Annotated in this window: 25 protein-coding genes; 7 read left to right on the top strand and 18 right to left on the bottom strand. The window is 70.7% G+C overall.

Annotated features, from left to right (window positions below; all coding sequences use genetic code 11):
- On the bottom strand, positions 1-309 hold the full coding sequence (locus OF850_RS14290; RefSeq protein ID WP_301590931.1) for a DUF4212 domain-containing protein: 309 nt from the start codon (positions 307-309) through the stop codon (positions 1-3).
- 160 nt (positions 310-469) lie between these two features.
- Between OF850_RS14290 and OF850_RS14285 the strand changes: the two genes are divergently transcribed.
- Genes OF850_RS14285 through OF850_RS14275 form a run of 3 tightly spaced genes read left to right on the top strand, consistent with a single transcriptional unit; the run spans position 470 to position 3,527 of the window.
- Positions 470-1,084 carry a hypothetical protein gene (locus OF850_RS14285; protein ID WP_301590930.1) on the top strand — a complete coding sequence of 205 codons (615 nt, stop codon included), beginning with the start codon at positions 470-472 and terminating at the stop codon, positions 1,082-1,084.
- 55 nt (positions 1,085-1,139) lie between these two features.
- Entirely contained in the window at positions 1,140-2,084 is a 945-nt protein-coding gene (gene gshB, locus OF850_RS14280) for a glutathione synthase (RefSeq protein ID WP_301590929.1), read from the top strand.
- Positions 2,085-2,099: 15 nt separating this feature from the next.
- A complete protein-coding gene (locus OF850_RS14275) occupies positions 2,100-3,527 on the top strand; it encodes a DUF294 nucleotidyltransferase-like domain-containing protein (protein ID WP_301590928.1) in 1,428 nt (475 codons plus the stop codon).
- Between the two features lie 260 nt (positions 3,528-3,787).
- Here the strand turns inward: OF850_RS14275 and OF850_RS14270 are convergent, their stop codons facing one another.
- The 17 genes from OF850_RS14270 to OF850_RS14190 form a co-directional block, all read right to left on the bottom strand.
- Positions 3,788-4,657 carry a PhzF family phenazine biosynthesis protein gene (locus OF850_RS14270; protein ID WP_301590927.1) on the bottom strand — a complete coding sequence of 290 codons (870 nt, stop codon included), beginning with the start codon at positions 4,655-4,657 and terminating at the stop codon, positions 3,788-3,790.
- A complete protein-coding gene (locus OF850_RS14265; protein ID WP_301590926.1) occupies positions 4,654-5,466 on the bottom strand; it encodes an exodeoxyribonuclease III in 813 nt (270 codons plus the stop codon). The genes OF850_RS14270 and OF850_RS14265 overlap by 4 nt, the downstream gene beginning before the upstream one ends.
- Positions 5,467-5,559: 93 nt before the next feature.
- Positions 5,560-6,246 carry a fumarylacetoacetate hydrolase family protein gene (locus tag OF850_RS14260; protein ID WP_301590925.1) on the bottom strand — a complete coding sequence of 229 codons (687 nt, stop codon included), beginning with the start codon at positions 6,244-6,246 and terminating at the stop codon, positions 5,560-5,562.
- 348 nt (positions 6,247-6,594) lie between these two features.
- A complete protein-coding gene (locus OF850_RS14255) occupies positions 6,595-7,395 on the bottom strand; it encodes a gamma-glutamyl-gamma-aminobutyrate hydrolase family protein (RefSeq protein WP_301590924.1) in 801 nt (266 codons plus the stop codon).
- 89 nt (positions 7,396-7,484) lie between these two features.
- The gene (locus OF850_RS14250; RefSeq protein ID WP_301590923.1) at positions 7,485-8,099 is read right to left on the bottom strand and encodes a LolA family protein; all 615 of its coding nucleotides are present in this window, start codon (positions 8,097-8,099) and stop codon (positions 7,485-7,487) included.
- A 58-nt stretch (positions 8,100-8,157) separates the two neighbouring features.
- The gene (locus tag OF850_RS14245; RefSeq protein ID WP_301590922.1) at positions 8,158-9,069 is read right to left on the bottom strand and encodes a hypothetical protein; all 912 of its coding nucleotides are present in this window, start codon (positions 9,067-9,069) and stop codon (positions 8,158-8,160) included.
- A 6-nt stretch (positions 9,070-9,075) separates the two neighbouring features.
- Positions 9,076-9,261, bottom strand: coding sequence for a CsbD family protein (locus OF850_RS14240; RefSeq protein WP_301590921.1), 186 nt, complete (start codon positions 9,259-9,261; stop codon positions 9,076-9,078).
- 78 nt (positions 9,262-9,339) lie between these two features.
- Positions 9,340-9,966, bottom strand: coding sequence for a hypothetical protein (locus OF850_RS14235; protein WP_301590920.1), 627 nt, complete (start codon positions 9,964-9,966; stop codon positions 9,340-9,342).
- 80 nt (positions 9,967-10,046) lie between these two features.
- Positions 10,047-10,805, bottom strand: coding sequence for a TorF family putative porin (locus tag OF850_RS14230; RefSeq protein ID WP_301590919.1), 759 nt, complete (start codon positions 10,803-10,805; stop codon positions 10,047-10,049).
- Between the two features lie 139 nt (positions 10,806-10,944).
- The gene (locus OF850_RS14225; RefSeq protein ID WP_301590918.1) at positions 10,945-11,142 is read right to left on the bottom strand and encodes a hypothetical protein; all 198 of its coding nucleotides are present in this window, start codon (positions 11,140-11,142) and stop codon (positions 10,945-10,947) included.
- 121 nt (positions 11,143-11,263) lie between these two features.
- On the bottom strand, positions 11,264-12,457 hold the full coding sequence (locus tag OF850_RS14220) for a phosphoglycerate kinase (protein ID WP_301590917.1): 1,194 nt from the start codon (positions 12,455-12,457) through the stop codon (positions 11,264-11,266).
- Between the two features lie 191 nt (positions 12,458-12,648).
- Positions 12,649-13,689, bottom strand: coding sequence for a type I glyceraldehyde-3-phosphate dehydrogenase (gap, locus tag OF850_RS14215; RefSeq protein WP_301590916.1), 1,041 nt, complete (start codon positions 13,687-13,689; stop codon positions 12,649-12,651).
- Positions 13,690-13,693: 4 nt separating this feature from the next.
- The gene (tkt, locus tag OF850_RS14210; protein WP_368044694.1) at positions 13,694-15,652 is read right to left on the bottom strand and encodes a transketolase; all 1,959 of its coding nucleotides are present in this window, start codon (positions 15,650-15,652) and stop codon (positions 13,694-13,696) included.
- A 187-nt stretch (positions 15,653-15,839) separates the two neighbouring features.
- A complete protein-coding gene (locus OF850_RS14205) occupies positions 15,840-15,965 on the bottom strand; it encodes a hypothetical protein (RefSeq protein WP_301590915.1) in 126 nt (41 codons plus the stop codon).
- 43 nt (positions 15,966-16,008) lie between these two features.
- Positions 16,009-16,623: a molybdenum cofactor guanylyltransferase MobA gene (gene mobA, locus OF850_RS14200; RefSeq protein ID WP_301590914.1), complete on the bottom strand. Its 615-nt coding sequence runs from the start codon at positions 16,621-16,623 to the stop codon at positions 16,009-16,011.
- Positions 16,607-17,488, bottom strand: a complete 882-nt coding sequence (gene fdhD / locus OF850_RS14195) for a formate dehydrogenase accessory sulfurtransferase FdhD (RefSeq protein ID WP_456314208.1) — start codon at positions 17,486-17,488, stop codon at positions 16,607-16,609. The genes mobA and fdhD overlap by 17 nt, the downstream gene beginning before the upstream one ends.
- Positions 17,489-17,505: 17 nt before the next feature.
- Positions 17,506-19,047, bottom strand: coding sequence for an acetolactate synthase large subunit (locus OF850_RS14190; RefSeq protein ID WP_301590913.1), 1,542 nt, complete (start codon positions 19,045-19,047; stop codon positions 17,506-17,508).
- A 91-nt stretch (positions 19,048-19,138) separates the two neighbouring features.
- Between OF850_RS14190 and OF850_RS14185 the strand changes: the two genes are divergently transcribed.
- From OF850_RS14185 to OF850_RS14170, 4 genes are all read left to right on the top strand, one after another.
- Positions 19,139-19,636 (top strand): hypothetical protein, encoded by a 498-nt coding sequence (locus OF850_RS14185; protein ID WP_301590912.1) that lies wholly within the window; start codon positions 19,139-19,141, stop codon positions 19,634-19,636.
- A gap of 78 nt (positions 19,637-19,714) precedes the next feature.
- Entirely contained in the window at positions 19,715-20,728 is a 1,014-nt protein-coding gene (locus OF850_RS14180) for an ABC transporter substrate-binding protein (RefSeq protein ID WP_301590911.1), read from the top strand.
- A 19-nt stretch (positions 20,729-20,747) separates the two neighbouring features.
- Positions 20,748-21,482: an ABC transporter ATP-binding protein gene (locus OF850_RS14175; protein ID WP_301590910.1), complete on the top strand. Its 735-nt coding sequence runs from the start codon at positions 20,748-20,750 to the stop codon at positions 21,480-21,482.
- Positions 21,479-22,240: an ABC transporter permease gene (locus OF850_RS14170; RefSeq protein ID WP_301590909.1), complete on the top strand. Its 762-nt coding sequence runs from the start codon at positions 21,479-21,481 to the stop codon at positions 22,238-22,240. Before OF850_RS14175 ends, OF850_RS14170 begins: the two co-directional genes overlap by 4 nt.
- Positions 22,241-22,247 lie beyond the last annotated feature (7 nt).

Below are 22,247 nucleotides of genomic sequence, written 5' to 3'. Positions count from 1 at the left end.
TCAGACGTCCTCCTGCACGCCGAATTCCTCGTCGATCCGGTTCTGCCGCTTCGCGAACCAGAACAGCCCCACCACGAAGGCGACGAGGCTGCCCTGCGCGGCGAACCAGAAGCCCAGCGGGAAGCCCATCACGTGGATGGTGTTCAGGGATGGCGCGAACAGGTGCACGACGAAGCCGAACAGGAACCAGATGGCCATGACGGTCCACATCAGGCTCGAGGTCTTGCTCCAATAGGCGCGCGCCACGCCGGGATCCACGGCAGGGGGGGCGCTGGATTGCGTGTTCTGGCCCGGTTCAACCAGGGGCATGGGTTTTCCTCCATCCGGCGCCGATTCGTCCCGGCGGCGCTCAGTCTTTTCATCTAGCCAGCCGGTTTTCGCCGCATGCCTTAAAGTTTTGTCACTTGTCGGCACTGTCGCAGCGGCGCCACGCCCGGCAGTCTCGCGCATGAGGGAGAGGAAACAGGCTTTGCGATTCCTGGATCGGTTCGGCCGCCGGCCCAGCGCGGCACCGGAGAAGCTGGGCGAATTCCTGCTCGGCCAGGGCGCGTTCGTGGCGCAAAAGACCGTGCTGGATTACTGCCGCGTAAAGGCGGGGCGGAACGAGCGGGCGCATTTCGCCGATCCGGGCTTCCAGGCGGCGCTGGAGCATTGCCGCTGGCAGGTCTTCCTGTCGGCCCTCGCCGACGTGACGCTGGTCGCCGAGGCGGCGCTGCGCCCGCATGCGCCGGGCGCGGAGGACGGGCTGACCCAGGGCCTGGCCGCGTTGCACGATTCGGCGCTCCTTGCCGCCGCGCCGCCCGAGGCCGAGCGGGAGGCCGCGGAGGGCGCGCGCCTCGCGTTGCCGCACCACCTTTCTGCCGCGCAGGCCGTGTCGCCCCTGCCGCCGCATCGCCGCCCGCTGCTGGCGGAACCGGTACTCTTCGCCACCCTGCCCGTCCACCCGGACCAGCGGCGCGGCGAGGAGGAGGCGATCCGCGGCGCGCTGCGCTTCCACGTCGTCACGACGGTGCAGGAGATGGAGCGGCGCTTCGACCTGCCGTCCCTCGCTGCCGCCGTGGCAGGAACCGCCCCGCGCCATTGAGGCGGCGCGCGCCCCATGCGACATGGATGGGAAATCCCAAGGAGCGACGAGGGGCATGGCGCTGCGCGTGGCGGTCCAGATGGACCCGATCCAGTCGGTCAACATCGAGGGCGACAGCACCTTCGCCCTGATGCTGGAGGCGCAGGGGCGCGGCCACCAGCTCTGGCACTACCACGTGCGCCACCTGTCCATGCATGCGGGACGCGTCATCGCCCATGCCCAGCCGGTGACGGTGCGGCGCGAGCCCGGCAACCACTACACCCTGGGCGAGACGGTGGAACTCGACCTGGAGCGCGACGCGGACGTGGTGCTGATGCGCCAGGACCCGCCCTTCGACATGGCCTACATCACAGCCACGCACATCCTCCAGCACATCCACCCGAAGACGCTGGTGGTGAACGATCCCGAGCACGTGCGCAACGCGCCGGAGAAGCTCTTCGTCCTGCGCTTCCCCGAGCTGATGCCCGAGACGCTGGTGAGCAGCGACGTGCGCGAGATCCGCAAGTTCCGCGCGAAGCACGGCGACATCGTGCTGAAGCCGCTCTTCGGCAATGGCGGCGCGGGCGTGTTCCACCTGCGCCCGGACGACCCCAACCTGAACTCCCTGCTGGAGATGTTCACCGAGAAGTCGCGCGAGCCGCTGATGGTGCAGCGCTACCTCCCCTCCGTACGGCAGGGCGACAAGCGCGTGATCCTGGTGGATGGCGAGGCGATGGGCGCCATCAACCGCGTCCCGGCCGAGGGCGAGGCGCGCTCCAACATGCATGTCGGCGGGCGGCCGGAGCCGACGACGCTGACGGAGCGCGAGAAGGAGATCTGCCGCGTCATCGGGCCGGAGCTTCGCGCGCGCGGCCTGATCTTCGTCGGCATCGACGTGATCGGCGGCCACCTCACCGAGATCAACGTCACCTCCCCGACCGGCTTGCAGGAGCTGGCGCGCTTCGACGGCGTCTACCTGGAGAAGGCGATCTGGGACGCCATCGAGGCGCGACGGCGCTGACGTAGCGGGGCGCACATGGCTGAGGTCTCGCCCGCGCTGCGCGTGACCCTGCCGGTCGCGGCCGCCATGAGGCCGGTGCCCCCTGCCCTTCCCCCCGATGCACCCCTCGCCGAGGCGGTGCGCGCCATGGCCATCGATTCCGCCGTGCTGGCGGTGGACGCGGAGGGAAGGCCGCTCGGCATCCTCACCGAGCGTGACGTGGCGCGGCGCGTCGCCTTCCGCCTTCCGCCCGAAACCCCGCTCGGCGCGGCGATGACGGCGCCGCTCATCACCTGCGAGGCCGACTCGCATCTGTGGCGCGCCATCGCCCTGCTGCGCGCCCATGCGCTGCGCCACCTGCCTGTGCTGGACCGCGCCGGGCGCTGCGTCGGCATGCTTCACCGGCAGGAGGTTCTGGCCGCGGTGGCCGGGCGCACCTTGTCGCACCTGGACGCGCTGGCGGGCGACGACGCGGCGGTGAAGGCGGCGCAGGCCGGCCTCGCCCGGTCCTTGCTGGCGGAGGGGGTGGCGGCGCCTGACATCGTGCGCCTCGTCAGCGGCATCAACCTCGACCTGCACCGCCGGGTGATGGCGCGGGCGCTGCGGGCGCACGGGGCGCCACCCGTCGGAATCACCCTGCTGGTGATGGGCAGCGCCGGGCGCGGCGAAAGCCTGCTCCGACCCGATCAGGATAACGGCCTCCTCCTCGAAGCCTACGGGGAGGAAGCGCGCCCCGCAGTGGATGCGTGGTTTCCCGCCTTCGCGGAAACGCTGAATGCGGGGCTGGAGGAGGCGGGGTTTCCGCTCTGCACGGGCGGCATCATGGCGCGCAACGCCGCCTGGCGCGGGACTCGCATGGAATGGGCGGCGCGCTTCGGCCAATGGGCGCGGCAGCGCGCGGGCGAGGCGCTGCTGCATGCCGGCATCGCCTTCGACTTCATCGGCGTTGACACGGCCGGGTCGGTGGCGGGCAACCCGGCGGCCGAGCTGCGCCGGGCCCTGGGGCCGATGCTGCGCGCCCAGTCCGCGCTGCTCGGTGCCATGGCGGCGCAGGACCGGCAGCTGACCGTCGCGCTGAACCCTTGGGGCGGCTTCCGGCGGGACCGGGGCGGGCGCACCGATCTGAAACTGGGCGGGCTGATGCCGCTGGTCGCCGCGACACGTCTTCTCGCCCTCCAGCATGGGGTGGAGGAAACGGGAACGCCCGAACGGTTGGTGGCGCTGGCCGCGCGCGGCGCGCTGAAGGAGGGCGAGGCGGAAGGGCTGCACGGCGCCCATGCGGCGCTGCTGGGGGCCGTGCTGCAACAGCAGCTTCTCGACCACGAGGCGGGGCGCATGCCCGGCAGCCGTGTCGCCATCGCCGCCCTGCCGCGCGCCGAGCAGGACAGGCTGCGCGAGGCCCTGCGCGCCGTGCGCCGCTTCACCAAGGCCGCCTTCGCCGGCTTCACTGGCGAGGTGTGGTAGCGAGCAGGGGAGCGTGCAGCGGCCGGCGCCTTGGGCGCTCGCGGGGCATCGGCCACCATGGCATCGGTGATGCCGTGGAAGCAGGGGAAATGGGGCGGCCCGGCTGAACCAGCGTCCCGGACTCCGCCCCATCCGGCAGGCGCACCGCGCCGATGCAAACGAGGCGTTCGCCCCGGCTGGGCCTGAGCCCAGTGGATTCCAAGTCGAACACCACCACCGTCGCCTCTTATCACCCCTCCGGGCCAGGAAAGCGGCCCGCGCTAGAGCAATGCTTCCCCCTCCAGCACGCGGACGCAGGACCCGCCGACGCTGGCGCGCACCCCGTCCTCCACGCGCCAAGCGGCGAGGCGCAGCGTGGAGGGGCGGCCCATCTCCACGCCCTGGCGCAGGGTGAAGCGGTCGCCCTCGCCCAGGGAATGCAGCAGGGCAGCCAGCGGCGTGGCGGCGCTGCCCGTGGCCGGGTCCTCGATCGTGCCCGAAAGGGGCGAGAACATGCGCGCCCGCAGCGCGTCGCGCCCCTCGCGCGCCCAGAGATAAAGCGGCAGGCGCTCCGGCCCCGCCGCCGTCCAGTCGCGCGCCACGGCACGGAACCGGGCGAGGTCGGGGGCGGCGCGGCCCAGCGCCTCGGGCGTCACCTCAGCGACGACGAAGCTGTTGCCGCAGGAGGCGAGCACGGGGCCATGCCGGTCGGGCAGCACGTCCGCGGCGGAAAGCCCGACGCAGGAAGCGAGGGTGGCGGCGTCCATCGTCGCGCCGGTGGAAAGGGGCTGCGGCGCCTCGATGGTCGTGCCGCCCTCCTCCACCCGCACGTGGACCAGGCCCGCGATCTCCTCGAAGCGCAGCAAGCCGTCGCGGGCGCGGTCGGCCAGGACGAAGCCGGTGCCCACGTTGGGGTGGCCGGCGAAGGGCATCTCCGCCTTGCGGTTGAAGATGCGGACGCGCGCGGTGTTGGCCGGATCGTCGGGCGGCAGGACGAAGGTCGTCTCGCTCAGGTTGAACTCGGCGGCGAGGGCCTGCATCTCCGCGTCCGAGATGCCGCGCGCATCGGGGAAGACGGCCAGCGGGTTGCCGCCGAAGCGGGTCTCGGTGAACACGTCCACGGTGACGAAGCGGAAGCGGCGTGCGGTCACAGCGAAAGCTCCACCAGGACGGGGACATGGTCGCTCGCCTGGGTCCAGGCGCGCGCGGGCTTGTGGACGTGCTGCCGAGCCAGTCGGCCCTGGAGGTCGGGGCTGACCCAGACATGGTCCAGCCGGCGGCCGCGGTCGGAGGCCGCCCAGTCGCGGTTGCGGTAGCTCCACCAGGAATACAGCTTCTGCTCGGCGGGGACGAAGTGGCGCACCGCGTCCACCCATTCGCCCTTCTCCATCCAGCGCCCCATCGCCTCCACCTCGACCGGGGTGTGGCTCACCACGTCGAGGAGCTGCCTGTGGCTCCACACATCGTGCTCCAGCGGCGCGATGTTCAGGTCGCCGACCAGGACGCGGCGCGGCGCGGCGGCGCGGGTTTCGCCCCATGCCGTGACCTCGCGCAGGAAGTTCAGCTTGTGATGGAATTTCGGGTTCACCGCGGGGTCGGGCACGTCGCCCCCGGCGGGGACGTAGAAGTCGTGCAGCTCGACCGGACCGCCCGGCGCGTCGAGCGTGACGCCGAGGTGGCGGCAATCGCCCTTCTCGCACCAGTCCGGATCCTGCTCGCGCAGGGCGAAGGGGATGCGGGACAGGATGGCGACGCCGTTATAGCCCTTCATGCCCTTGGCTGCGACGTGGCGGAAGCCCAGCGCCTCGATGCCTTCGAGCGGGAAGTGCTCGTCCGGACACTTCGTTTCCTGCAGGCAGAGCACGTCCGGCGCCAGGGCGGCGTCCAGCTCCTTCAGGAGCGGCAGGCGCAGGCGGACGGAGTTGATGTTCCAGGTGGCGATGCGAAGAGGCTTGGGCATGGAACTCCAGCCCTAGCAGAACAAACCCCGCATGGGCAGCGGGCGGGCGCGGCGGAACCCTGCCGCGCCCTTCCACAAGCCGGCTTCAGGACGTCAGACGATCCTGGTGCGAACCTCGCCGACGCCTTCGACGAAGCCTTCCAGCAGGTCGCCGCGCCCCACGGCCGCGACGTTCTCCGGCGTGCCGGTCATGATAAGGTCGCCTGGCTCCAGCCGCACGAGGGTGGAAAGGTTGGCGATCACCTCGGGCACGGACCAGATCAGCTTGCTCAGGTCGCTGACCTGACGCTGGGCGCCGTTCACGTTGAGCTGGATCTTGCCCTTGGACGGATCGAAGGAGCCTGCCTGGATCAGCGCGCCCATCGGGGCGGAGTGATCGAAGCCCTTGCCCATGTCCCAGGGACGGCCGGTCTTCTTGGCCTCGCCCTGCAGGTCGCGGCGAGTCATGTCGAGCCCGGCGCAATAGCCCCAGACATGCTTCAGCGCGTCACCCGCGCCGATGTTCACGCCGCCCGCGCCAATCGCCACCACCAGCTCCATCTCGTGGTGCAGGTCCTTGGTGGCAGGGGGATAGGGCATGTCCGCGCCGTTGATGACGAGCGAATCGGCGGGCTTCGCGAAATAGAAAGGAGGCTCGCGCGTCGGATCGCTGCCCATCTCGATCGCGTGCTCGGCGTAGTTGCGGCCGACGCAGAAGATGCGGCGGACCGGGAAGACGGCGCTTGAGCCCTGGACGGGCACATAAGGCACGGGGGGCGGGCTGATCACGTAATCCGGCATGGGGGTCCTTCACCTCGCGGTTGGGCTGCCATAGACCGAAACCCGCAGGAGGGGAATGATGATGGGGGGTTGACGCGACAACGGCGCGTCTGAGAGTTTCCCCCTCATCCGAGTCGCCTTCCCATAATAGGAATGAAGGAAGCCGTGTTTCGGTTTCGCGGTCCGGAAAAAAAGAAGCGCCCGGCCAGGGGGGTGGCCGAGCGCCCATTTGGGGTACTGAAACTTACCGATCGGTAGTCTCTTTGGTCGGGCGAGCCGGAAGGGGATGCCGGATCGTCCACCAGGGCAAAGCTGCCCCGGCGCTCGGACTATAAGTGTTTTCCCGGAACATGCAACCCCAATTCCGCCTTATTCGGCGGCGACCTGCTCATGACGGAGGCGGGCCCAGTCGGCACATGCCTCGCCGAAGCTTTCGAAGATCCGGCGGCTGAACCCGTCGCGGTCCCAGTCGTACTCGGGGTGCCATTGCACGCCCCAGGCGAAGCCGCGCGCCTCGCGCACGCGAACCGCCTCGACCGTCCCGTCCGGGGCCCATCCCATGGGCTCCAGGCGCGGCGCGAGGCGCTGCACCCCCTGGTTGTGCAGGGAATTCACCGGGACCTCGCCGCAATTGGCGAGGCGGGCGAGCATGCCTTCCACCGCCAACCGGACCGTGTGCGCCTTGCCTGTGCGGACCAGCGGGATGGGCTGGTCGGACGGGGTGGAATGATCCATCCGGCCGGGCAGGTCCTGGATGCGCTGGTCGAGCGTGCCGCCCAGCGCCACGTTCAGCTCCTGCATGCCGCGGCAGATGGCGAGCAGGGGGACGCCCTGCCCGATGGCCGCGCGAATCAGGGGCAGCGTCGTGCTGTCGCGCTGCGGATCCTCCGGCGTGCCTTCGGCATGGGCAGGCCCGTCGTAATTGGACGGGTGCACGTTGGACCGGCTGCCGGTCAGCAGCAGCCCGTCCAGGCGCGGCAGGATGTCGGGCACGCTGGCCTCACCCGCTGCCGGAATCAGGATCGGAATGCCACCCACCGGGCCCAGCACCACCTTCACGTAGTGGTCGGACGCCGCGTGGTTGGGCGTGTTGAACAGGCCGAAGCCTTTCACGCAGCAGGAAATCCCGATCAGCGGCTTCACGCGCATCCCCTTGGGGCGAGGTGTCATCCGGCAGGAAGCCCATGATCAGGCTTCCCGTCTCCACCCTGCAATAAACGCGCCGCACGTGGCGCAATCAAGGCCGGAGGAATGCGGATTCAGCGGCCCTGCTCCAGCGCCTCGCGGAAGCGCGGGTCATTGAAGGCGAACAGGAAGGGGTCGAAGCGCAGCCCGATCTGGATCTGGTTCAGCGTGACGCGGGTGGCGCGGTTCTGCCCATCCACCACCACCCATTGCCGCAGCAGCATCGGCTCCTCTTCTAACGCCAACTGGATGCGGCCCTCCGCCGGGTGCCCGGTGCGAAACACGGTGACGCGCAGGAAGCCGCCCGAACGCTCCACCCCGGCCACCGTCACGTCGCCGGACAGGCGCAGCGGCGAACGGAGCAGGACACCGAGCGGGGTGGATTCCAGCGGCACCACGGTCGCCTGGCGCAACTCGCCATCCCAATGGAAGAACTGCCGGTCAGCCGCGACGAGCAGCGTCGGCTCCGGCGGATCGTACTCGAAGCGCATGCGCGACGGGCGCCAGATCCAGGCGGTACCTTCGGCGGAAGCGCCGTTGAAGGCGGTCTGGAGGAAGCGGGCGCGCAAGGTGGTCAGCCCGTTGAAATACGCCTCCACCCGCGCGAGAGCCGCGTTGGACTGGGCCAGCGCCATGCTGGGCAGCAGCAAGGCGGGAGCGGCGAGGAGGGAGCGGCGTCCGGTGATCATGCGGGAAGATGTGGAGGGGAAAGGGGCCCGTGGGTAGGGGCCCCTTCCCGCCCCCGCATCAGAGTGGCGCGCGCCGATGCGCCATGACGAGGCCACGCGTGCCGGATCGCGCGCCCAACATGGCGGCCCCGGCCCCGAGCAGCATCGTCACGAAGAAGTACAGCGCCGAGGTGGCAGCGGCGGTGGCAGCGGCATCCGCAGCTTCCCGCGCGCGACGCTCGGCCTCCTCGGCCAGGCGCCGCGCCTCGGCCTCGGCTGCGGCGACGCGCTGGGCGGCCTGGTCCTCGGGGATCCCCGCCTCGGCAGAGACGAGGCGAACGAGGCGCGCCCTGCGGGCGTCGTCCAGCCCACCCTGCGTCATGCCGGTTCCGACCAGCGAGGCGATCTCCGCCCCACGCTGCTCCGTCGTCATGGCGGCGGGGTCTTCCGGCCCGGACAGGGCCACGCGGACGCGTTCCGTCACCTGCTCGGGATCGACGGCGGAGGCCGCGGCGCCGGTGGCCGAGCCGGCGGCATCGGCCGCACCACGGGCGACGGAGCCCACGGCATCGGCCGCCCGGCCGGCGATGTTGCTGCCCACCTGGCCCATCACCACAACGGCGAACAGGAAGGCCACCGCCCAGGCGCCCAGCCCGTGATAGGCGGCATCAAGCCGGTCCGTGGTGCCGGCCAGCCGCGCCGCCACCATCCCGCCCAGGAACAAGCCGATGATGTTGGACACGGCGAACCAGATGGCCGCGCCCACGCCCATCGCCGTGGCGGAGGGCGTGTCGCGCGCGGTGACGTCCACCACCCCGGCGCCGACGGCGACGCCGAGCGTGTTGAGCATCAGCCCGACGGTGATGGCCACGACGGCACCGACCAGAAGGGCACCCCAAGAGGCCTGAGGTCGGAGCGCGGGCGCTGCCTCAGGCTGCGCCACCATGGGATCGTAGACGACCTCGCTCCGGTCGGATGTCGCGTGGCTCACCGGGCGCTACTTCTTGTCGACCGCGTCGCGGGCGGCATCCTTGACGCCGCCGACCGCGTTCTGCGCCTTGCCTTCGGCCTTATCCATCTTGCCCTCGGCCTCGAGCTTCGCATCGCCGGTCAGCTTGCCGGCGGCATCCTTCAGCGTGCCCTTCGCCTGCTTGGCGGCGCCTTCGATCCGATCCTTGTCCATTGGGGACCTCCTTGTCTGGTGGCGCCCAAGCGGGGCGCCTTACCGGACAGGAACGCGACCCGGGCGGGTTCGTTGGCCTTACCGTCCTGGGAGGCCAGGCGGCGGCAGGGCAGTCCCGCGCGGCAGCGTCGCCCCGGCGCCGGCCGGCACGTCCGAAGGCGCCTGCATCACCCGGAATCCGGTCGGACGCTCGAAGCGCCTGGGGTCGAGCGGCGTGCGGTCCACCGCCACGGCCTCCATGCGCCCGTTCTGGCCCTCGGCGCGCAGGATCAGCCCGTCCGTGGTGATGCAGGCGCGGGCGCTGCGGCCCGCATCGTCGACGCGCCACAGCGTGCAGGGAAAGCCGGCCACGGTGTCCGCGCCCTCGCGCGTGTAGTTCGCGCTCTCGTGTGGGAGCATGCCCGCGGTGCCGCTGCCGGGGGGCAGAACCACCACCGCGCGCTGCGCCTCGCTCACCAGGAAGCCGGTGCGGGCGCGGCTGTCGGCGACGATGTAGCCGCCGCCCGTGGGCAGATCCAGGCGGATCAGCTGCTGCGCGGCGAGGAAGCCGATGCGCATCTCGCTGAGCGAGCCGCCCGCCGCACCGCCCGGCGTGCCCTGGAGGCGATAGGTCACGGTCGCGTCGCGCGTCGGCGTGACGGATGGGCGTTCCTGCGCCACCGCCGGCGCGGCGGCGAGCAGGGCGGCGATGATCAGACGGTGCATGCAAGTCCCTCCAGCCGGGGAACGTCGGCCGGCCGGAGAGGATGCGTCAAGCGGAAGCCCGGCCTCAGGACCTGCCGGCCTCAGAACTTGAAGGAGATCGAGCCCAGGGCGCGTGCGGCGCAGATATTCTGCCCGCCGGCGCAGTCGGCGCGGCGGATCGAGGTGTCGTAGTAGCCCACCGCGGCCGTGACCGTGCCGATGCCGGGGATGGCGAATTCACGCGAGATGGCGACCGACCACCAGGCGTAATCCGGCGTGCCGAAGCGCACGTTGCGCTCGATCCATTGGTAGCCGATGCGGCCGCCCAGGGTGAGGTCGAAGATGCCGGTCTTCCAGTCCGCGCCGCCCTCCGCATAGAAGCCGTTGCCCGAGGAGCCGAAGAAGTTCGGCGAGTAGTTGAACTGGCCGAGCAGGTTGACCGGCCCGACCTCGTAGGACGCCCTGACCTGCGCCTCGGCGTAGTTGAGGCCGTAGGCGCCGGCCGGACGGCTGTAGCCAGGATAGGTGTACCAGATGCCGCCGAGGTCGAGCTTCAGCCCCCCCACGGCGAAGCGATAGCCGCCGAACAGATCCACCTCCTGCCGCGCATCGGTGCCGAGGAAGCGGACATTGCTGACGAAGCCGCCGATATAGAAGCCGCTGCTATGCGCCAGCTCGGCTGTGGCCTGGGTGGCGATGCGGGAGCGGGTCTGGCTGATGCCGCGGAACAAGTAGTCGCTCGCCACCGTGCCGGTGATGCTGGCTTCCAGCCCCGTGTTGCCGATGGCGACCTGCGCCGCCGCGGGCTGCGCCAGGGACAGGCCCGTGAAGGCTGTGGAGGCGAGGAGAATCTTGCGCATGGGCCTTGCCGCTTTCCGTCACTCCGACGCTCCTGGGCGCCGTTGTGCCGAAACTGTCATGGAAGCGGCGCCCGGACCCGGGGCGGACGCGGATGTTTTCGCGGCAAGGACGCAATTTTGCCCAGGAAACCGGCAGAAATCAGACGCGCAGGTCAAGAAGTGAGCCGCGCGGCAGGGGCTTGTCCGGGGCGGGCGGCACCGCTTCCAGCGTGCGTTGCGCGGCGGCTTGCTGGATCGGGGCGACATCGGGAGCGGGAGCAACCGGCCGGGCCGGCTGGCCGGGGCGGGCGCGCGTCACCTCTGGCGTGAAGGCGGCGAGGCTGTTGGTGCTGATCATGCGCAGCACTCTCCATCGCAGCCGTGAAGAATGGGTGAAAGCGGCTGCGATGAGGCGATTGCTGGACATGCCTCAAGATTGAGGCATGTCCCATTAATAAGTCAACGCAAAGTGAACATCTTCAGCGCGAGAGCGCGGCGACGCCCGGCAGTTCCTTGCCCTCCAGCCATTCCAGGAAGGCGCCGCCGGCGGTGGAAACGTAGCTCATTCGCTCCGCTACCCCGGCATGGCGCAGGGCGGAGACGGTGTCGCCGCCGCCGCCGACGCTGGTCAGGCTGCCGGCCTCCGTCAGCCGCGCCACCTCCTTTGCCACCGCCACGGTGGCGGAATCGAAGGGCGCGATCTCGAAGGCGCCAAAGGGACCGTTCCACACCAGGGTCCGCGCCGAGGCGAGGCGGGACACCACCGCCTTCACCGTTTCCGGCCCCACGTCGAGCGCCATGCGGTCCGCCGGCACCGCGTCCAGCCCGACGACCTCGTTGGGCGAATGCGCGGCGAAGGCCTCCGCCACCACGAGGTCCACGGGCAGCAGGATCTCGCAGCCATTGCTCTTCGCGTCGGCCATGATCTGGCTGGCCGTGTCGTGCATCTCCGCTTCCTGGAGCGACTTGCCGACGCCGTGGCCCTGGGCGGCCAGGAATGTGTTGGCCATGGCGCCGCCGATCACCAGCACGTCCACCTTCTTGGTCAGGTTGCCGAGCAGGTCGAGCTTGGTGGAAACCTTGGCGCCGCCGACGATGGCGACCACCGGGCGCTGCGGATTGCCGAGCGCCTTGTCCAGCGCCTCCAGCTCCGCCTGCATCAGCCGTCCGGCATAGGCGGGCACGAGGCGCGCCACGCCTTCCGTGCTGGCATGGGCGCGATGCGCGGCGCTGAACGCGTCGTTCACAAAGGCATCGGCAAGCTTCGCGAGTCCCTGGGCCAGGGCGGGGTCGTTCTTTTCCTCGCCCTTGTGGAAGCGGGTGTTCTCCAGCAGCAGCGCCTCGCCATCCTTCAGCGCGGCGACGGCCGCCTCGGCCTCGGGACCGATGCAGTCATCAGCGAAGCGCACCTCGCGGCCCAGGGCCTGCGTGAGCGCGGCCTGCATGGGCTTCAGCGACATCTCCGGCACGCGCTGCCCCTTGGGCCGGTCGAAATGCGAGCACACGACGAGGCGCGCGCCCTTGTCGAGCAGCTCGCGCAGCGTGGGCACCAGGCGCTCGATGCGCGTCATGTCGGTAATGCGCCCGTCCTTCACCGGCAGGTTCAGGTCGGCGCGCAGCAGCACGCGCTTGCCGCGCGCGTCCAGGTCATCAAGGGTGCGGAAAGCGGGCATGGAACCTCCGAGCGGGGCAACAAGGGAAGAACCCGCGCCGAAACAGGGAAATCCGGCCGCAAGGCGGCCGGCGCGCCCAGACCTACCGCGTCGCAGGCGCGCCAGTGGCGGCGCGAAAGCCAAGCGCGCGGATGCGCGCGCCCGGCGCAGCGGTCAGGCAGGGCCTGACCGCGTTGAGGGCATCAACAAACTTAGAGCTTGCCGAGCAGCGCAGCCGTGTCCGACATGCGGTTCGAGAAGCCCCACTCGTTGTCGTACCACGCCATGACGCGCACCAGCGCGCCGTCCACCACCTGCGTCTGCGTCGCATCGAAGGTGGAGGAGTGGGCGTCGTGGTTGAAGTCGATGGAAACGAGCGGCGCGGTGTTGTAGCCGAGGATGCCCTTCAGCTCGCCCTCCGAGGCCTCCTTCATCGCCGCGTTCACCATCTCCTTCGTCACGCCCGGCGTGTTGAGGTTCACGTCCAGCGAGATCAGGGAAACGTTGGGCGTCGGGATGCGGATGGCGGTGCCGTCCAGCTTGCCCTTCAGTTCCGGCAGGACGAGGCCCACGGCCTTGGCCGCGCCGGTCGAGGTCGGGATGGCGGAAACGGCGGCGGCGCGGGCCCGGTGCAGGTCCTTGTGCAGCGTGTCCACCGTATTCTGGTCGCCCGTATAAGCGTGGATCGTCACCATGTAGCCGCGGGCGATGCCCCACTTCTCATGGAGGACCTTCGCCACCGGCGCCAGGCAGTTCGTGGTGCAGGAGGCGTTGGAGACGATCTGGTGGCTCGGCTGCAGGATCTTGTGGTTCACGCCATAGACGATCGTCGCCTGCGCCGAGGCATCGGCATGCGCCTCCGCCCAGGTGACGGGGGCCGAGACCAGCACCTTGCGCGGGCCGGCCTGCAGCAGCAGCGCCGCCTTGTCCGAGTTGGTGAAGATGCCGGTGCACTCGGCGGCCACGTCCACGCCCTGCCAGGACAGCTTGGTCGGGTCGCGCTCGGCCGTCACCTTGATCGGCGCGTATTGCCGGCCATTGGCGCGGATGAGGATGCTGTCGCCCTCGACCTGCACCTCGCCGGGGAAGCGGCCATGGACGCTGTCGTAGCGGAACATGTGGGCATTCGCCTCGACCGAGCCCAGGTCGTTGATCGCGACGCACTCCACGTCGTCCCGCCCGCTCTCGATCATCGCGCGCAGCACGAGGCGCCCGATGCGTCCGAAACCGTTGATGGCAACCTTGACCGTCATCGTCCTAGCGATCCCCTTCCACAAGCTTGCGCGCCGCCGCGACCACCGCGGCCGGCGTGATTCCGAAATGCTCGAACAGCGCCTCGGCTGGCGCGGAGGCGCCGAAGCCCTGCATGCCCACGAAGGCCGAGCGCTCGCCGAGCCAGCGATCCCAGCCGAAAGGCAGCGCGGCCTCGATGCCGATGCGCGGGGCCGCGCCCAGCACGGAGGCCCGGTAGCCAACGTCCTGCGTGGCGAAAAGTTCCCAACAAGGCAAGGACACCACGGCGGCGCGGATCCCCGCCTCGGCCAGGGCCTCCCGCGCCGCGACCGCGACCGACACCTCGGAGCCGGTGGCGATCAGCGTCACCTGCCGCTCGCCGCCCTCGGCCTCCGCCAGCACGTAGCCGCCGCGGGCGCAGCGATTCTCGCCGGCCTCCGCGCGCAGGGCGGGCAGGCCCTGGCGGGTCAGAGCGAGCACGGAGGGGCCGTCGGCGCGACGCAACGCCATCTCCCAGCATTCCGCCGTTTCCATCGCGTCGGCGGGGCGGAAGACGAAGGTATTGGGGATGGCGCGCAGGCTGGCCAGAGTCTCGACCGGCTGGTGCGTCGGCCCGTCCTCGCCCAGGCCGATGCTGTCATGCGTCAGCACGTGGATGACGCGCTGGTGCATCAGCGCCGCGAGGCGCAGAGCCGGGCGCAGGTAGTCGGCGAAGACCAGGAAGGTGCCGCTATAGGGGATCAGCCCGCCATGCAGCGCCATGCCGTTCATGGCCGCGGCCATGCCGTGCTCGCGCACGCCCCAATGGACGAAGCGGCCGCCATAGTCGCCCGGCCGCACCACCGGGATGCCCTTCACGTTGGTGTTGTTGGAGCCGGTGAGGTCGGCGGAGCCGCCCACCATCTCCGGCACCGCCGGCACCAGGCCTTCCAGCGCCTTCTGGCTGGCGACGCGGGTGGCGAGCTTGGGCTTCGCCTCCGCCCATTCGGCGCGCAGCGCGACCAGCGCCTCGCTCCAGTTCTCGGGTAGCTTGCCGGCGGTGGCGCGCTCGAACTCCGCGCGCTGCGGATGCTTGGCCAGGCGCTTCAGCCAGGAGCGGCGCGTCCCGGCGGAGCGGCGGCCCGCCTCTTCCCAGCGGCCCTTCAGCCCCTCGGGCACGGTGAAGGGCTCGGCGTTCCAGCCGAGCGCCGACTTCGCCGCCGCGATCTCGTCGCCGCCCAGCGGCGCGCCGTGGGAGGCAGCGGTGCCGGCCTTTTTGGGCGCCGCGAAACCGATGATGGTGCGGCAGGCGATCAGCGTCGGCTTGCGCGAGCGCAGTGCCTGCGACATCGCGCCCGCCAGCTCCTGGTGGTCATGCCCGTCCACGCGGCGCACCGCCCAGCCATAGGCCTGGAAGCGCTTCAGCACGTCCTCGCTGAAGGAAAGCGAGGTGTCGCCGTCGATGGAGATGTTGTTGTCGTCCCACAGCACCGTCAGCTTCTCCAGCTTCAGGTGCCCGGCGAGCGAGGCCGCCTCGTGGGAGATGCCTTCCTGCAGGTCGCCATCCGAGGCGATGACCCAGGTGCGGTGGTCCACCAGCGACTTGCCGAAGCGCGAGGCCAGCATGCGCTCCGCCAGCGCCATGCCGACGGCGGTGGCGATGCCCTGGCCCAGCGGGCCGGTGGTGGTCTCGATGGCCGGGTGCTCGCCGAATTCCGGGTGGCCGGCGGCGGGGGAGTGGAGCTGCCGGAAGCGGCGCAACTCCTCGATCCCCATCCCCGCATGCCCGGAGAGGTGCAGCAGGGAATAGAGCAGCATGGAGCCGTGGCCGGCGGAAAGCACGAAGCGGTCGCGGTCGGGCCAGCGCGGGTCGGCGGCGTCGTACTTCAGGAACTTGGACCACAGCACCGTGGCCGCGTCGGCCATGCCCATGGGCATGCCGGGATGGCCCGACTTCGCCGCCTCCACCGCATCCATCGCAAGCGCCCGGATGGCGTCGGCCATACGGCGCTCCTCCGTGGCGGGGCGGGCGAGGATGGCGGCCTGCGCCGCCTGGGCCGCCGTGGGCTCGGCGCGCGGCTGGGTGTCGGGTTCGGTGGTGGCCAAGGCGGTCCTCAGGGTCCGGCGGTGGCCGGGTTCTATTCCCCCGGGGCGGGAGGGGCAAGGGACGGGCCCTTCCCCTCTTGGCGGGTCAGAGGCGCACGCCTTGGGTGGTGAAGCTGTCCTGCACCGGGCGCTGCACCGCGCCGTCCAGGACAAAGGCGGCGCCGACGGCGATGAGGACGGCGATGACGATACCCGTCAGGACGGACTTCATGATCTTGGTTCTTCCCGGTTCATTGCCGACTGGCTCGGCCTCCCTAAGGCGGAACGGCGCCGGATCGCAAGAGCTTCTCCGCCTCCGCCAGTTCCTCAGGCGTGTTGGCGTTGAAGAAGGGATCGAGCGGCGCGACGGGCCATTCCGCCTCCGCCACGCCGATCTGCGCCGTCCAGCGGTCGATCTTGCGCTCCCCTGCCTCCACCGCCGCGCGCAGCGTGGGCGCGAGGTCGCGACGCCACAGCCCGATCGGCGGATGCGCCCAGCCGCCCGACGCAGCGCAGGCGAGCGGCACCCCCGCCGCCTCCCGCGCCGCATGCAGCCGTGCGACGAGGTCGGGCGGCAGGAAGGGGCTGTCGCCTGGCACGGTCACCACCCATTCGGCGGGGCTGCTCTCCATCGCGGCCAGGATGCCGGCGAGCGGGCCCGGATGTTCGGGCAGCGTGTCGGGCCAGACCGGAAGGCCGAGCGCGGCGAAGCGCGCCGGATCGCCATTGGCGTTCAGCGCGACGCCCGCGACCTGTGGCACCAGCCGGTCCAGCACATGCTCCAGCATGGGCTTGCCGCCGAGGAGGCGCAGCGGCTTGTCCCCGCCCCCCATGCGCCGCGCGAGTCCGCCTGCCAGCACCACGCCGAAGGTGTCATTCCTCACGGGCATTCTTCCGCCAATGCTTGGCGCTTTCCTCTTCGAGATAGGAAAGCTCGGCGTCCCAGATCAGCCGCTCCTCGCCGGCCAGCACGGTGAAGCGCTTGCCCTTGCAGCGCCCGATCAGGGTGAGGTTGGCTTCCCGCGCCAGCTCCACCCCCCAGGCGGTGAAGCCGGAGCGGGAGACGAGGATGGGGATGTCCATCCGCACCGTCTTGATCACCATCTCCGAGGTGAGGCGGCCGGTGGTGTAGAAGACGCTGCCCCGCACCCCCTCGCGGAACATCCAGCCTGCGATCTTGTCCACCGCGTTGTGGCGGCCGACATCCTCCATGTAGCAGAGCGGCCGGTCGCCCTCCGCGAGCGCGCAGCCATGGATCGCGCCCGCCTCCAGGTAGAGGCTCGGGACCGTGTTGATGCGATGCAGCAGGCGGTAGAGCTCGCTGGTGCGCAGCCGCGCCTCCGGGTCCAGCTTCACCTCGGCGAAGCCCTCCATCAGGTCGCCGAAGGCGGTGCCCTGGGCGCAGCCGGAGGTGAGCGTCTTCTTCTTCAGCTTCTCCTCGAACGAGGTGCGCCGTTCGGTGCGGACCACCACCACGCCGAGGTCGTCGTCGTACTCCACCGCCGTCAGCTGGTCATCGGTGCGGAGCATGCCCTGGTTCAGCAGGTAGCCCACCGCGAGGTCCTCGGGCCGGTCGAGGATGGTCATCATGGTCACGATTTCCTGCCCGTTCAGGTAGAGGGTGAGCGGGCGTTCCACCGTGACACTGGTTTCCACCACCGCCCCCGTCTGGTCGCGTCCGGAAACGCGACGGGTCAGGCGGGGGTCGGCGGGGTCGGGAGCGACGCGCAGATCGGGCAGGTCCATGGAACCCATATGGGCCTGCCCTTCCGTCAGATCAGGAACTCGATCAGGAACGGGTTGTCCTGCGCCAGGCTCTGGCTGACGAGGTCGGCCAGTTCCTCCAGCGTGGAGGCGGTCGCGGCCTCGACGCCCATGCCGTTCGCCAGCTGCACCCAGTTGATGTCCGGGTTGCCCAGGTCGAGCATCTGCATCGCCGTCGGGCCGGGATTGGCGCCGACGTTGCGGTATTCGCCGATCAGGATCTGGTACTTGCGGTTGGACAGAACGATCGTGGTGATGGGCAGCTTCTCCCGCGCCTGGGTCCACAGGGCCTGCACCGTGTACATGCCCGAGCCATCGGCCTGGAGCGCGATCACGCGCCGCCCGCCGCCCGCCACGGCCGCGCCGGTCGCGACCGGGAACCCGTAGCCGATGGCGCCGCCGCGATTCTGCAGCCAGTCATGCTTCGCCGCGCAATGGGTCAGCGGCGACAGGCCGCGCCCATAGGTCACCGATTCGTCCACGATGATGGCCTGCTCGGGCATCAGCGCCGCGATCACCTGCGCGAGGCCTTCCGGCGAAGGCGCGCCGCGCGGCAGGTCGGGCTTGGGGCCGTTGTCGGGCATCGCCACCTTCGGCGCGCCCAGCTCCTCGGCCAGGGCGTTCAGTGCCGTGACCGCGTCCTGCTCCTGGCGCGTCAGGACGGTGATCTCGGCCTTGGGCGGGTAGTGGATGGAGGGGTGGTTCGGATAGCCGAAGAAGCCGACCGGCGCCTTGGAGCCGACCAGGATGATCTGCTCGTAGCCCTTCAGCCGATCGATCGCCACGTCGGGCGGATAGGGCACGCGGTCGAGCTGCATGCGGCCCTGGCCGCGCGCGATCTTGGCGTTGGAGGTTTCGGCCAGGATGTGGGCGCCGGTATGCGCGACGATACGTTGGGCGGCGATCTGCCCCCCCTCGGTCAGCGCGGTGGGGCCGCCCAGCAGGATCAGCACGTTCTTCTTCTCGCGCAGCACCTTGGCGGCGTTGCGGATGGCATGCGCCTCGGCCTGGGGCGTTTTGGGCACGGGCAGCGCCTCGGCGACCACCCCGTCGTCGTTCCAGCACGTGTCCGAAGGGAGGATCAGCGTCGCCACCTGGCCGGGCGAGGTCCGCGCGGCCTGCACCGCCACGGCGACGTCCTGGCCGACCTCCTTCGCCTCCGTGCTGGTGCGGACCCAGGCGGAGACGCCGCGCGCGAAGCCTTCCGTGTCGGCGGTGAGCGGCGCGTCCAACGGGCGATGATAGGTCGCCTGGTCGCCCACGCAGTTCACGATGCCCGAATGGGCACGGCGGGCGTCATGCAGGCCGGCGAGGCCGTTGGCGAGGCCGGGGCCGCAATGCAGCAGCGTCACCGCCGGCTTGCCGCTGATGCGGTAGTAGCCGTCCGCCGCGCCGGTCACGATGTTTTCCTGCAGGCCCAGCACGCAGCGCATGCCCGGAACACGGTCGAGCGCGGCGACGAAATGCATCTCGCTGGTGCCGGGATTGGCGAAGCAAACTTCGACGCCGCTCTTGAGCAGCGAGTGGACCAGGGATTCGGCACCGTTCAACGGGTAAGCTCCTTCGCTGAGGGAAAATTAACTTGGACGGGGGGCGAGCCTCCCCCGAAGATGGCGACGCCGCAAGACGGGGGGATGCAAGGTGGCCAGGGTGATCGCGCTCGGGTTCCTGATGGGGGCCTTGTCCATCGCCATCTTCCACCAGGGGACCCTGTTTCTCCTGTTTCACCACGCCAATGCCATCCCGGAGGCGACACAGGTGATCGGCCGCGTCGCGGCGCCGGGCTGGGACCTGTCGCGGATGATGCCGAACCCGCCCTTCGGCCTGCCCGTGCCGCTCCTGCTCAACCAGATGTTCTGGGGCGGGGTGTGGGGCATCGTCATCGCGGCGGTGCTGCACGCGACCCCGGCGCCCGACCTGCTTACCGGCTTCCTTGTCGGCGCGGTGGGCTGCACGCTGGTGGCGGTGACGGTGGTGGCCGGGCTGAAGGGCCTGCCGCCCTTCGCCGGAGGCAACGTGCAGACCCTGCTACGCGCGGCGCTGGTCAACGGGGCCTTTGGCTGGGGCACGGCGCTGATGCTGCGCCCGGCTCGGCTTCGGTCCTTCCGCGCCGCACCCCTGCGCCCGGTCCGGACCTGAGGCGCCCAGCGCGAAGAGGGCTTATGGCGCGGCGCCGAATCCGGCTCTAATCCGCCACGCCATCCAGGGAGCCGCCCCATGCCTCGATTCCGGGTGAACCGCCGCGCCGCGCTTGGCCTCGCCGCCGGTCCACTCCTCCTGCCCGTCGCGGGCCGCGCCCGCGCGCAAGGGATGGAGCGCCTGTCCTTTCTTTCGGACTGGCGCGCCCAGGCCGAGCATGGCGGGTTCTACCAGGCCCAGGCCGCCGGGCTCTACCGCGCGGCGGGGCTGGAGGTGGAGCTTCGCACCGGCGGGCCGCAGATCAACCCGGCGCAGCTTCTGGTCGCGGGGCGGGTGGACATGTCCATGGGCTCCGCCTTGGAAAGCTTCAACTACGTGCGCGAGGGGCTGCCCTTCCTCACGATCGCGGCGATCTTCCAGAAGGAGGCGCAGGTGCTGCTCGGCCACCCCAACACGGGGCTGACCGGCTTCGAGGCGCTGCGCGGCCGCACCGTGCTGGTCGGCGCCCAGGCGCGCACGACGTGGTGGCCCTTCCTGCGCCGGAAATATGGGCTGCGCGACGAGCAGGCACGGCCCTACACCTTCAACCCGCAGCCCTTCCTGGCCGACCGGATGCTGGTGCAGCAGGGCTACCTGGGCTCCGAGCCCTTCAGCCTGCGCCAGGCGGGGGTGGACCCGGTGGTGCTGATGATCGCCGATGCGGGGTTCGAGAACTACAACACCACGATCCAGATCGGTCGCCAGACGATGGAGCGGCGGCGCGAGGCGGTACAACGCTTCGTGGATGCGACGCTGCAAGGCTGGGCGCAATACCTGGACCCCGGCACCAATGTCGCCGACGCCCATGCGCTGATCCGCCGCGACAACCCCGACATGCCAGAGGCGCTGCTGGATTACGGCCGCCGCATGATGAACGAGGCGGGCATCGTCCGCTCCGGCGACGCCGTCGAGTCGGGCATCGGCGCCATGACCGAGGCGCGCTGGCGCCGCTTCTTCGAAAGCATGGCGGAGGTGGAGGTGGTGCCCCGCGCCCTCGACTGGCGCCGCGCCTTCGAACTGTCCTTCGTCAACAAGGGGATCGGCCGCGGGTGACGGGGCGCGCGCCGCCTCCGTGACGCTGCTGCGCCTGTCCGGCATCGGCCACCGCTTCCCCAATGGCGTGGAGGCGCTGGCGGGCGTTTCCCTCGCCGTGGCGCGGGGCGAGTTGCTGTGCCTGCTCGGTGCCTCGGGCTGCGGCAAGTCCACCTTGCTGCGCATCGCCGCCGGGCTGGTCGCGCCGACCGAAGGCGCGGTGGAGTGGCCAGAGGGCCGCCCGCGCGAGATCGGCTTCGTGTTCCAGGACCCGACGCTGATGCCCTGGGCACGTGCGCTGGAGAACGTCGCCCTGCCGCTGCGCCTCGCCGGCCTGGCGCGAGCGGAGCGCGAGGCGCGAGCCGAAGCCGCCCTGGCCGCGCTGGGGCTGCGCGGCTTCGAGCGCGCCTTGCCGCGCGAATTGTCCGGCGGCATGCGGATGCGCGTTTCCATCGCCCGCGCCCTGGTGACGGAACCCGACCTGCTGCTGATGGACGAGCCCTTCGCCGCGCTGGACGAGGTGGCGCGCATGCGCCTCAACGACGAGATACTGGCGCTGAAGGGCGCGCGCGGCGTGTCCGTGCTTTTCGTGACGCATTCCCTGCTGGAAAGCGCCTATCTCGCCGACCGCCTCGTGGTGCTGGCGCCGCGCCCGGGCCGCGTTGCCGCCGAGCTGCGCTTCGACGCCGTGCCGCGCGGCCCCGGCTTCCGCGCGACACCCGGCTTCGCTACGCGACTGGCCGAGGCGACCGCGGCGCTGGAGGCGGCGTCGTGACGGAACGCCTCGCCCCCGTGGTGCTGGGCATCCTCGTGTTGCTGGGATGGGAGGCGGCGCTGCGCGTCTTCGCCGTGCCACCCTGGATCCTGCCGGGACCGGTCGCCATCGCCGAGGCCCTGGTGGCGGACTGGCCGCTCTTGTTCCGCTCGCTGCTGATGACGCTGCGCATCGCGCTGCTGGCGCTGGCTTTGGCCGTGGCGGCAGGGGTGCTGCTGGCGGTGCTGTTCGCGCAGTCGCGATGGCTGGAACGGGCACTGTTTCCCTATGCGGTGATCCTGCAGGTGACGCCGATCGTCGCCATCGCGCCGCTGATCCTGATCTGGGTGGACAGCGTCCCGGTGGCGCTGCTGATCTGCGCGTGGATCGTCGCCTTCTTCCCCATCCTGTCTAATACCGTGCTTGGGCTGAACAGCGCCGATCCCAACCTGCGCGATCTGTTCCGCCTGCATGGCGCGACGCGCTGGCAGACCCTGCGCCTGCTGCGCCTGCCTTCCGCCCTGCCCTTCTTCCTGGCCGGGCTGCGCGTGGCGGGCGGGCTGGCGCTGATCGGCGCGGTGGTGGCGGAGTTCGTGGCCGGGGCGGGCGGCGCGGGCTCGGGCCTCGCCTTCCGCATCCTGGAGGCCGGCTACCAGCTTCGCATCCCGCGCATGTTCGCCGCGCTGGCGCTGATCTCCGCCGCCGGCATCGCGATCTTCGCGGCGCTGGGCTGGGTCCAGCGCCGCGCGCTGCGGCGCTGGGGGACAAGCGAGGAGTAGAGGCTCA

Origin of the sequence: Sabulicella glaciei (genome assembly GCF_026183895.1) — a bacterium.
In the GTDB taxonomy this organism is placed as follows: Bacteria; Pseudomonadota; Alphaproteobacteria; order Acetobacterales; family Acetobacteraceae; genus Roseococcus; species Roseococcus glaciei.
Note: the sequence above shows the minus strand (reverse complement) of the source record. Positions and strands in the feature narration are given on the sequence as shown.